Origin of the sequence: Cytophaga sp. FL35, from assembly GCF_014349235.1 — a bacterium.
Lineage (GTDB): Bacteria > Bacteroidota > Bacteroidia > Flavobacteriales > Flavobacteriaceae > Euzebyella.
In genome coordinates, this window is the sequence record NZ_JACSOH010000003.1 from 197799 (window position 1) to 208713 (window position 10915).

At 39.8% G+C, this 10915-nt stretch carries 11 protein-coding genes; 3 read left to right on the forward strand and 8 right to left on the reverse strand.

Annotated elements, in window-relative coordinates; all coding sequences use genetic code 11:
- Positions 1-7: 7 nt before the first annotated feature.
- The 5 genes from BIZ36_RS03380 to BIZ36_RS03400 are packed head-to-tail and all read right to left on the reverse strand — an operon-like array spanning position 8 to position 3953.
- Positions 8-1477 carry a DUF5687 family protein gene (locus tag BIZ36_RS03380; protein ID WP_187456456.1) on the reverse strand — a complete coding sequence of 490 codons (1470 nt, stop codon included), beginning with the start codon at positions 1475-1477 and terminating at the stop codon, positions 8-10.
- A 49-nt stretch (positions 1478-1526) separates the two neighbouring features.
- On the reverse strand, positions 1527-2243 hold the full coding sequence (locus BIZ36_RS03385) for a hypothetical protein (protein ID WP_187456457.1): 717 nt from the start codon (positions 2241-2243) through the stop codon (positions 1527-1529).
- Between the two features lie 2 nt (positions 2244-2245).
- On the reverse strand, positions 2246-2950 hold the full coding sequence (locus BIZ36_RS03390; protein WP_187456458.1) for a hypothetical protein: 705 nt from the start codon (positions 2948-2950) through the stop codon (positions 2246-2248).
- Positions 2947-3612: a hypothetical protein gene (locus tag BIZ36_RS03395; RefSeq protein WP_187456459.1), complete on the reverse strand. Its 666-nt coding sequence runs from the start codon at positions 3610-3612 to the stop codon at positions 2947-2949. The genes BIZ36_RS03390 and BIZ36_RS03395 overlap by 4 nt, the downstream gene beginning before the upstream one ends.
- Before the next feature lie 2 nt (positions 3613-3614).
- Positions 3615-3953, reverse strand: a complete 339-nt coding sequence (locus BIZ36_RS03400; RefSeq protein ID WP_187456460.1) for a PadR family transcriptional regulator — start codon at positions 3951-3953, stop codon at positions 3615-3617.
- A 155-nt stretch (positions 3954-4108) separates the two neighbouring features.
- Here BIZ36_RS03400 and BIZ36_RS03405 point away from each other — a divergent pair, with 155 nt between their 5' ends.
- A complete protein-coding gene (locus BIZ36_RS03405) occupies positions 4109-5158 on the forward strand; it encodes a ferredoxin--NADP reductase (protein WP_187456461.1) in 1050 nt (349 codons plus the stop codon).
- A gap of 102 nt (positions 5159-5260) precedes the next feature.
- Entirely contained in the window at positions 5261-7096 is a 1836-nt protein-coding gene (locus tag BIZ36_RS03410) for an SLC13 family permease (RefSeq protein ID WP_187456462.1), read from the forward strand.
- Here BIZ36_RS03410 and BIZ36_RS03415 read toward each other — a convergent pair.
- From BIZ36_RS03415 to BIZ36_RS03425, 3 genes are all read right to left on the reverse strand, one after another.
- Positions 7091-7873: a patatin-like phospholipase family protein gene (locus BIZ36_RS03415; protein WP_187456463.1), complete on the reverse strand. Its 783-nt coding sequence runs from the start codon at positions 7871-7873 to the stop codon at positions 7091-7093. The two genes, BIZ36_RS03410 and BIZ36_RS03415, sit on opposite strands and share 6 nt — an antisense overlap.
- Positions 7874-7948: 75 nt before the next feature.
- Positions 7949-9466, reverse strand: a complete 1518-nt coding sequence (locus BIZ36_RS03420) for a Do family serine endopeptidase (RefSeq protein WP_187456464.1) — start codon at positions 9464-9466, stop codon at positions 7949-7951.
- A 93-nt stretch (positions 9467-9559) separates the two neighbouring features.
- Positions 9560-9712, reverse strand: a complete 153-nt coding sequence (locus BIZ36_RS03425; RefSeq protein WP_187456465.1) for a hypothetical protein — start codon at positions 9710-9712, stop codon at positions 9560-9562.
- A 508-nt stretch (positions 9713-10220) separates the two neighbouring features.
- Here BIZ36_RS03425 and BIZ36_RS03430 point away from each other — a divergent pair.
- Positions 10221-10898: a TIGR04282 family arsenosugar biosynthesis glycosyltransferase gene (locus BIZ36_RS03430; RefSeq protein ID WP_187456466.1), complete on the forward strand. Its 678-nt coding sequence runs from the start codon at positions 10221-10223 to the stop codon at positions 10896-10898.
- Positions 10899-10915: the final 17 nt, after the last annotated feature.

Below are 10915 nucleotides of genomic sequence, written 5' to 3' on the forward strand. Positions count from 1 at the left end.
AGGCTTCCTAACTATTCTTTTCTTTAAATCCGGCAATCATACCGTACTTTTTCTTTGCATATATTTTGGTGATGTTATCCAGAATGGGCTTTCTAAGGGCGAAACCCAAGATACCCAATAGGGCCATAACCGAAATTGCCATTTGAAATGATCCCACCCACGAAAGAACCACAAACAATATCATGGGCAGACCAAATAAGGGAATACCTACCAGAAATTGAGCTGCACTGGCCCCTTGCATATTTCCCATGGCACTCTTGGCCAAATCGATCCGTTTTTTGTTCATGGAGCCAAAAAAGAGAATGACAGGCACGTTAACACCCAGATTGTATAGGGCGCAGGCGAAATTGATGGCCAACGCTTCCCAACCAAAATATACGTAGGGAATAGATAAAAGAAACATCACTACCACGCTTACATAAATAAGTCCGGCCTTCGACTCCAAATAATCTCGTAGCGGTATGTTCTGTGACATCATCATACTATAATATTCACTGTCCCACGCAGGAATGAACTGACCAAAGTTCATTAAAAAAATACCTGTCATAAAAATTCCAACGAACACTAACATGGGTGAAGTGGGACCAAAATCTTTCATGGTGTAAAAAATAAGTCCGTACAAAATCATGGCCAAGGAAATGAAAACTTGGGTCTTGGTGCGCTTGTTGCGCCATATCAACTTTAAATCCAATTGCAAAAAGGGTGCAATCTTCCCAAATCTACGTGTCCAAGCCATATCGGAGGTTTGCGCCTCCTTTGTTTTGTTTTCCAATGTGGCATCCAAAAACAACTTGGTTCGCAAAAATTTGTAGTTGAGCCAGTATACCAACACCACAAGACCAATTGGTATAATGACGAGATATGGCTGTTCATACAATCTATAGAACAATGCGCCGAAGTACTCCGTAATAGAGACTATATCAAAATATTCTAAGGCATAGAACGCTCCTATAATAGTTGCAACAGCAATTAAGATTCTATCGCTCTTATTGACCAAAAAATTAATGTAGTTAATGGTCAACACCAAGGCGATGATTCCCATAAGCCAGCCAAGAACGTTCAGCACAGGAAAACCTTTGTAAAGTAATACGACACAAAAAGGCAGGAAAAAGAAAAGGGACAAAAAATTATAAAAAGAGACGGCAGATCTACCCAAAATATAATGGGTGATGCTGCTCTTTTTAATGGGTAGTATCAAAAATGGTTTGATATCCATCACCGGAAGCTTCTGCATAAAGTACCTGATAAATAGCTCAAGGCAGAAATAGTAAATTAAAAACCGATTGATGATTTGAAACGGACCGCTTTCAGGAAAAATCTTCTCAAGGGCAAAATAGGCACCGATACCGGACATAATTAAAGAGACGGCCAAGTAGACCGCCATAAAACCCATAAAAATCTTAATGCCCAAACTTTTTCCCAGTGAGGATGACCTAAAGAAAGATTTCCATTGTAAGCCCGTAAAGTTTTTGAACATCCGCCTTTATTTTGCTTGTTTTCAATGAGTATAGGAAATGTACGAAATGTTACAGTACGTATTCAAAATTGTATTCTGGGTAGGTATTTGCCAATAGCTCTTCTGCTTTGGAGGGAACTATGTAAAGAATAATGTAAGTAGGTATTCCTGTTAGAACGATAAGTGTGGCAAAACCTAAAATCACCCAAATAGTATCCATGGGCATAGCGCCTCTTAAAATACCCGTATTCAATAGTATGGGAAAGAGATTCAAAAAATTTACCCAATTGCCATAACTATAAATTTGGTCTTTGAGCAGCCACTTATTACCCTGCTTTACCATTTCCAATTCGTTGTTACTTCTGTTTTTGAAGAGGACAAAAAACACCACAATTACATGGGCGAACAGAATGCCTAAAACAGAACCATACCTGAAACCAATAGGTATATTCCAAATTATTATAGTAACCAAACCTACCAAAAAGACAGTAAGTAAAACTTTAGGCAACTTAAAAAAGTCTTTAAAGAAACCTAGAACAACTATTAAGTATTTCTTCCGCATAGCCGCCGATTTTTCCTCTACCACTCCCATAAACCCAAAGACACCAAACTTCTCAAACTCTCGTTGTAGGGCTTCGTCAAAAGAAAGCTCGGGATTCTTCTGCCATTGTTCTTCTATACCATGGGCCAAATGATCTACCAATTCAGTTTGTAGGTCATAATGCTCCACATAATGCTTACGGGTAAACCTAAACAGTTTTTGTATGTGGTCTTGTGTTAGCTTCACGATTAGGACACTAATTTATACTCCGGATAAGTTTGGGTCAAAATCAGTTCTGTACGACTTGGGAGAACCTTTATTACCACATAATTAATAACAAAGCCGGCAACAATTGAAATACTAATGATAAGGTCTAAAAACAAGGTGTCCGTTGGTTTGGAAAGTATGGCCATCCAATTGATAATCTGAAATATATTCAAAAAACTCAATGACACTCCTTGAACCGAATGAAGTCTTTCCTCCAACAACCAACGCTTGGCAACGCCAATTTTATTCCGGTATCTCTTTTTAACCTTATAGCCTTCGTATATAAAATAGGCTACCCCAGGTAATAGGGAAATGGCCAGGATAATCCATTTATATTCTTGAGAGAGTACCTTCAGAACTATCATTAAAGAGTGTAGCGAAAGCAAAACCCATAAAATTTTAGGCCAAGAAACCCATTGTTTTAGTTCATTGAAGAGCAGGGTATTGTATTTGGTTTTCATTGCCTTTTTACGCGCCTTAATTACGGACCGAAAACCAAAATGACCAAACTTCTCAAACTCTCTTTGTAGGGCTTCGTCAAAAGAAAGCTCTGGATTCTTCTGCCATCCTTGTTCTATACCGTGGGCCAAATGATCGACCAATTCGGTTTGTAGGTCGTAATGTTCTACCAATCGCCTACGAGTAAATTTATACAGTTCTTGTATGTGAACTTCGGATAGTTTCATACCACAAATTTTTTACTAAATTTTAAGTACATTTTATAAAGCCCATAAACTCTGTAAGCATTAACAAAAAGGAAAATATGTATAAACAACGTAGGTGAAAATCTGCCAGTGAGCATTAAATCGTATCCCTTAAGAGAAAAAAGAGGGTTGAACATCAGATATAAAAAAAGAGCACCTACGCTTTGCACTCCAAACAAATAAAGATAAGTTGTTTTGAATGCCCCCTTTTTCATTCTATAATAGGCCCAAATGCACCATAATATAAAACCGTAATAACCTATACCTATTACCATATTGATCACTCTTACTATTGCTTCCGTAAGGCCATCAATCCAGAAATATATAGGCAAACCAATACACAGCACACATATGAAGCTGATTAAATATGTCTTCTTTATCCAGCTTTCGCATTTTTTGATAACAATTTTAGGTCCGTTCCAAACCCAACCTATCCACGAACTCGAATAACCACTTAGGTCTCTGTGCCATTTCCCCTTTTCTATCGCGAAGGCCGACTCAAAATCAATTTCCTCTTCTTGAATGGCTTTTTCAATTCCCGCAATAATATGGTCCAGAACTTCCCCACGAACATCCAATTGAAAAAGTTCCTTTCTATCGAGATAATTTTCTATTCGCTGTATTTGTGATTCTGATAATTTCATAACTACTGAATACTCCAATTAGGATTTACCAAGTTTTGCATGCTCCTTATAAACTCTTCCAGCTCTGCCAGTCGGTTTACGGTCTCCTTTTCCCCCCGATCCGTTAGTTTGTAATACTTTCGTATACGATTATCCACCTTGGCTACTTCCACATCCAAAAGCCCTTCGGCTTCCAATTTATGCAGTGCTGGATACAGAGCGCCCTCAGTAATCTTTAGTTCTCCCTTAGTGAGTTCCTTTACCTTTTGGGTAATCTCATATCCGTACATTTTACCCTTTTCATCCAATAATTTTAGGATGATAGTATTTAAACTTCCCTTATAGAGTTTAGAATTCGCCATAATCAGTTCGCCAATTTAATCCTTCCCAATATACATAATTTTCTTATGCATAAGATTTTTAGGTATGATTTTTAGGTATGATTTTTTATGTTTTCTCCTTAAAATAGCGGTCCCATTGCTTAATTTTGCAGTCTATTTTGCGATAAAAACATCTCATGAGTAAATTTCATTCCCTTACGGTCAAGCATATAAAGCCATTGACACCTAGTTCAGTGGCCATAACTTTTTCGGTTCCCAAAGATTTGATCCAGACTTTCGACTTTATTCCGGGTCAGTACATCACCATCAAAAAGGAAATAAAAGGAAAAGAATTACGCAGGGCCTATTCCATTTGCTCGTCGCCCAAGAGTGATTCCTTTACTATTGGCGTGAAAAAAGTGGAGCGGGGCGGTTTTTCTGACTTCGCCAACAGCAAATTGGCCGTAGGAGATGTTCTAGAAGTGATGCCACCAGAAGGCAGGTTCACCTTTGCCCCTACCGAAAACCCTAAAAATGTGGCCGCTTTTGCCGCAGGTAGTGGAATAACCCCTATTATGAGCATTGCAAAAGCTGTTTTGGGCAGTAACCCCATCAGCAAGTTTGTGTTGGTATATGGGAACAAATCGCAAAAAGAAACCATGTTCTATACGGATTTGGCCAAGTTGGAACTCGATTATCCGGATCGATTTTTCGCTTATTTTATCAATAGCCAAACCCAAGAAGACAACTCCCTTTTTGGTCGTATTGACGTTTCTACCGTCAACTATGCCCTAAAGAACAAGCATAAGGATGTTGATTTCGATGCTTTCTACCTATGTGGGCCCGAGGCAATGATCCATCAGGTTTCCGATACCCTTCAGGATAATGAAATACCTAAGGACAAAATTCACTTTGAACTTTTTACCACTACCGAGATATTAGATGATATGCCGGTCAATGCCGAAGGACAAACCAATGTAAAGGTCATTTTGGAAGATGAGGAGTTCAACCTTACCATGGATAGAAAAGAGCTGGTATTAGATGCGGTGCTCAAACAAAATATCGATGCCCCCTATTCTTGTCAAGGTGGGGTTTGCAGTAGTTGTATTGCAAGGGTTACCGATGGAAAGGCAGAAATGGTAAAAAATCAAATTCTTACGGATGGGGAAATTGAGGAAGGCTTTATTCTTACTTGCCAAGCATTGCCCATTACTCCCAATTTAACCGTTGATTTTGATGACGTCTAGGCAATTTGCCAAACACTTTGTTTTAAGTCCGTAAAAAAACGGATTGGGTTACCACGGTCCCGCCTTCCACCTACCTTTGTTAGAATTGCTAACCATTAAGGTATGACGTGGGAAATCATTTTAGTGTTCCTGATTATTTTGGGGGTCATTCTCTTATTTGCCTTTGAGATTTTCCCTATTGACAAGATTTCCTTTTGCATCATTGCCGTGCTGTTGCTTACGGGGCTTGTCTCTCCTGAAGAAGCGGTGAGTGGATTCTCTAATAAGGCGGTCATTACCATTTTATGCCTTATGATCCTAGCCATTGGGCTAGAAGAGAACGGCGCTATTTCGTGGTTGGCCAAAGGACTGAAAGTACTCAAGAATTGGCCTGTAGTATTGGCTATGCTCGCTGTCATGCTTATAGCAGGGAGTATCTCCGCCTTCGTAAGTTCTACCGCCGTTGTCATTGTCTTCATTAAAATTGTGGCAGAGCTCAAGGAAAAATACCAGCTACCTCCCGGAAAATTACTTTTACCCATTTCATTTGCCAGTATTCTTGGGGGAAGTTGTACCCTTATGGGTACCTCAACCAACCTCTTGGTCAATAATATTTCTTCCCGCTACACAGGAGAAAAGCTGGGATTTTTTGAATTTAGTTTGATGGGGATTACCTTTTTGGGAATATCCGTAGGTATCATCGCTCTTTTCTACCGCTTCCTACCTAAGGATGCCAAGGGACTATCGGATAAATACGATTTAGACCGTTATTTGATGACACTGACAGTGGACCCCGAATCTTCCCTTATTGGAAAAGAACTAGGGGATTCCTTTATGTTCAAAGAATCAGGGATTACCATTTTGCGTCTGACCAGAAATCGCATGGACCAGCAAATCCATAAGAACCTACAAATAAAATCTGGTGATGTGCTCCTGTTACATTGCAGTCTGGAAAATTTACAGTGGATGCGGGGCGAAGGCTATTTTGAAGAAGATGTAGACCATTTGGATGACCTCGAAAACAAAAGCGATTATCCCATTAAAAAAGTAGGCTCCAAGAAAGATAAAGCAGAAGAAGAGGAAAAAACCGATGTGCTTTTGGAGCTAATTCTTTTACCAGGTTCCCGATTTATAGGTAGGACCTTGGAACAGCTACGAAGGATGATCGTTCCTAGAGCGATACCCTTGGCGGTGAACAAGCGTAAGAAACTCACCAACCTAAAAAACAGGTTGTACCAAAACAATAAAGAGTTTACTAGGCTTAGGGTGGGAGACCGACTCCTTATTCAAACCGATGCCAGCTACGTGCCCAATTTTGAAAATAGTAACAATTTGGCCGTACTCAACCAATTTGAAGGCAGGCCTCCCTCTTCCAGCTACAAAAGAAATCTGTCAATCATCATCCTAATTGGTACTATCATCATGGCAGCTACCGGAATTTTCGAGGTAATGACCAGTGTTATTACCGGTACGTTGGCCATGCTTTTATTTAAATGTGTGGAGCTGAATCACATCTATGAAAAAATCAATTGGCAAATCATCTTTCTATTGGCAGGAATGATCCCCTTGGGAATAGCGATGACCAATGCGGAAGCAGATGCCTGGATTACCAAAGAACTACTTCAGTTCATGGATGGTCAAAAACCTATGGTCAACATTGGCATTCTCTTTCTTACAACAATGCTCCTCAGCGGGGTGGTATCTAACAATGCCACGGCCATTATCATGGCCCCAATAGGGATATCCTTGGCAAACGGACTAGCCCTTGACCCAAAGCCCTTTATCCTGGCAGTAATGTTCGCCGCAAATTTTAGCTTTTTTACGCCCTTGGGCTACCAAACCAACGCCTTGATTTTTAGTATGGGCATTTATAAATTCAAACATTTTGCCATTATTGGAGGTGTTATCTCCGTAGTTTTGTGGATTGTGGGAACTCTTCTTCTCAGTAGTATGTTATGATTTTTGGGAAAGTAACGTGTCCAACGATGCCCTCGCTTGATCATATCCTATGGCATACGCCTTTTCAATTCCCTTACGATCTAGCACACCAATATGTTCCAGTCCCTTAAATTCAAGAAGCATATCGCAAGATTCCAGTTTTTTTCGGTTGATGGCATATATCATTAATCCGGTTACGCGTCCGGTCAATTGCAAAGAATTCTTCAAAGCGTTTTTTTCAAGATGGCTAACCACAGATACATTGCTCCCAAGCAAAAAATCAACCTTTCCTTCTACGGGTTCCGAAGGAAAGTTGTTCATGATTCCGCCATCGGCATATAACTGTCCATTTAACTCTACAGGACTAAAAACCGGCGGTAATGCGGCTGATGCCAGTAAAGGACCGATTAGTTCTCCTTCGGAAAAATAAGACAGCTCCCCATTTTGCAGATTGGTGGCCACAACGTGCAATTCGCGCTTTAACTTTTCAAAACTATCCTCAGGAAAATACACTCGAAAAACATCAAAATACCTATCGGTATCAATAAAACCCGGTTTTACGATGGTCAAAAAGTTATATTTGAACAGAGGGGTCTCTTTAAAGAAAGATAACATTTCAGTTACCGAATTACCATTGGCATACAACGCTCCAACCAAGGCTCCTACACTACTGCCGCTTACGACGTTGGCAGAAATATCATATTCGTTCAGGGCTCGGATGACACCAATATGGGCCATTCCACGAACGCCACCACCTGACAGAATCAAGCCTAAGGATTTATTCGGAATTGCTTTCATTGCGCAAAAAATACAAAATGCCGCATTGAAAAGAGCTCAATGCGGCATTAAAATTACTTAAAATGAAAATTAAAGTTAGGAGTCCATTCCAAAGGCGTAGTAATAGGTCTCCGAAGAACCTTCATATGTACCTTGTAGCATTACTCCGCCTGACTTCCCTTCTAGAGCTTTGGCTACATCTTCCACATCCTTCACTTTTTTCCCGTCTATATGGGTAATGATGAAACCTTCGCGCATCTGGGTTTGTTTTCTAATCTTTCCCGGATACAACCTCGTCACTTGTACTCCCCCATCCAAATCTAGCTTTTCGGCCAACTCGGAATTCAAGGTTTCAAAATCGGCACCTAAAAGATTCAGCACTTCCTTCTTTTCACGCTTTACGATGTCAGTTGTACCGTTGGCATTTTCAAGCACGACATCAAACTCCTTCTCTTTACCCTTTCTTTTTACCGTAATACGTACTTCGTCACCAGGTCTTTTGCTAGCGATTAATTCTTGTAATCTTGGCGAAGTTCCTACCAAAACGTCATCAACTTTGATTATGATATCCCCAGATTCTATTCCAGCTTTATCAGCAGCGCTATTCTCACCAACCTGTTCAATCCATACCCCTTTGGAGAATTCAACATCCTTTTCTTTCGCCAAGGAGCCGTCCATGGTTCTGATGCTTACGCCCAACATACCACGCTGCACATTTCCATACTTCAATAAATCTTCCACCACTTTAGTCACAATATTACTAGGCACTGCAAATCCGTATCCCGTATAGGTCCCAGTCCTACTGGCAATTGCTGTGTTAATACCCACCAAATTACCTTCCAAGTTCACCAAGGCTCCTCCACTATTACCAGGATTTATGGCAGCATCGGTCTGAATAAAACTTTCAACGGCGAATTTTTCCTTATTGATATGGATGCTTCTGGCTTTTGCACTTACAATACCGGCAGTAACGGTAGAATTTAATCCTAACGGATTACCTACGGCCAACACCCATTCACCAACCTCTACATCATCAGAATTCACCAATGCCATAGTTTTTAGGTCGTCCGCATCAATCTGAATCAAGGCTAAATCAGTGGTCGGGTCCGTACCGATAACCTTGGCCTTGTACGATTCATTGTTGTAAAGGGTAACCTCTACCTCATCGGCATTATCAATCACGTGATTATTGGTAACGATATAGCCTTTCTCATTGATAATTACACCAGAGCCGGTGCCCACCATTGGCTGCGATTGCATGCCCCCTTCAGGAATTTGTCCTTTGAACATATCACCAAAAAACTCCTTAAAGGGATCTGGTAGTTCGCGAGCGCCACCCATACTCTGCGAGCGCGTTTGAATTGATTTGATATGCACTACAGCATCCAAAACTTCCTTACTAGTATCGGTAAAATCTAGCGGCTTAATATTTCCATCCTCATCTGCCGTGTACAATACTTGTTTGCCCTCCACTCCTTTTACTTGGGTAATGGTTACCTTGTCTTTTTGGGTGAACTCATACCCCTTAATGACAGCAAAACTAACTGCCAACGCAATAATTGCTGAAAACAAATACACTTTCCAGTTGGAAGTGCTTCTTGAATTATTTGTCATTTTTCACCATGTATATATATTAAACTTCCTTTCGATATTCTATCATTTCGGGAATTTTTGTCAGAGAAACGGACATTTTGTCCTGGTCCGCCATTAAAAATTCCTTACCCGATTGTTCTTCTTTCGAACACGTACCGGTACCGGCTTATTAAAAAGATAGTCTTTTAAAATGGTTCTCATAGTAAATACCAAAAAACCTAGATAGACCAAGCCGCTTATCATCATTAAAACTGTTAACTTTTCCATATTATCTAAAAAATTTAAGAAACTAACTAAACACCTCTTTGTTTTCAATTCTTGTGCCAACAGCAAACTGACAATTCATAAATTATTTTTAAAAAATTGGCTCAAAGAGAGCTCAATTGTGAAGTTTATTAACAAATCGACATTCTACCCTTCCCCATTGACCAACAAAAGCTGAAATAGGACGTCTCAGCATTCAAAATTAGAGCGAGAACAGTAGTAAATAATCGTATACGAATGACCGAAGAAGCACCTAATTTAAATGCGAAACGCCTGTGCCTTTAAATTTTCTCAACAAATTGAAGACTGCATCCATTTATATTGTAGTTGTGACTTACATTTTAAACCCTATATTACTTAGTGTCCAACATATGCTGATTTCCTGAACTATAATTCTTACATTTAAATAAAAGCTTGGTATTTTACTTAGAACCAATCTTTTTTTGAACCTAAGCTGTAATGTTCGATTTCCTTATCCGTACTAAAGAAAAACCAGCATAAAGCCTTTTTGTTGAACGAGAACCGACAGGATACCGCTATTTTAATCTTTGCACAAAGTGCAAAATTAGAAGCCTTACGTAAACCCATTCGTAATGGTGAGCTGGTATTTGATGCCTTAAACAAGCAAACGCTTTCCATAGTCCAGGCCACTGGCTTACCCTATTTGGTTTGGGACGAAGAAAAACAAATTGGCGAAACCTTTGCCGAACGTTTTTCTAACGCATTACAGACAGTCTTCAAAAAGGGCTATAAAAATGTAATTTCTATTGGTAACGATAGCCCTAATCTAACAGTATCCAAACTTAAACAGGCCTACAAGCAAATCTGCAAGGGCAAAACAGTTTTAGGTCCTTCTACGGATGGCGGCGTATACCTAATTGGTATTCATAAAGACCATTTCAGATACAACGATTTTAAGCGCTTGCCTTGGGAACGTATTTCGCTTTTTAAACGTATTTCCGAATCTTTTGGCTTAGCCGGTGAAATTCATCAGTTAGAAACTTTAAACGATGTTGATTCGGAAACCGATATTCTTGAGATACTCCAAAAACCCATCACACAGTCTTTAAAAAGAGCTTTAGTGCTTGGCCTATCCAGACAAGCAGCTCCTAAAACGTACACACACCATAGCTATATAACACACTACCCGTCTACCTTCTATAACAAAGGTTCTCCACAGTTTAAATAAACTGTCCCCTACCTACA

What these genes read in the sequence shown, in the direction of transcription:
- BIZ36_RS03400 (WP_187456460.1), bottom strand. Translation starts at nt 3,953, where the DNA reads ATGGCGAATTCTAAACTCTATAAGGGAAGTTTAAATACTATCATCCTA.
- BIZ36_RS03380 (WP_187456456.1), bottom strand. Translation starts at nt 1,477, where the DNA reads ATGTTCAAAAACTTTACGGGCTTACAATGGAAATCTTTCTTTAGGTCA.
- BIZ36_RS03415 (WP_187456463.1), bottom strand. Translation starts at nt 7,873, where the DNA reads ATGAAAGCAATTCCGAATAAATCCTTAGGCTTGATTCTGTCAGGTGGT.
- BIZ36_RS03420 (WP_187456464.1), bottom strand. Translation starts at nt 9,466, where the DNA reads ATGACAAATAATTCAAGAAGCACTTCCAACTGGAAAGTGTATTTGTTT.
- BIZ36_RS03390 (WP_187456458.1), bottom strand. Translation starts at nt 2,950, where the DNA reads ATGAAACTATCCGAAGTTCACATACAAGAACTGTATAAATTTACTCGT.
- BIZ36_RS03410 (WP_187456462.1), top strand. Translation starts at nt 5,261, where the DNA reads ATGACGTGGGAAATCATTTTAGTGTTCCTGATTATTTTGGGGGTCATT.
- BIZ36_RS03405 (WP_187456461.1), top strand. Translation starts at nt 4,109, where the DNA reads ATGAGTAAATTTCATTCCCTTACGGTCAAGCATATAAAGCCATTGACA.
- BIZ36_RS03395 (WP_187456459.1), bottom strand. Translation starts at nt 3,612, where the DNA reads ATGAAATTATCAGAATCACAAATACAGCGAATAGAAAATTATCTCGAT.
- BIZ36_RS03425 (WP_187456465.1), bottom strand. Translation starts at nt 9,712, where the DNA reads ATGGAAAAGTTAACAGTTTTAATGATGATAAGCGGCTTGGTCTATCTA.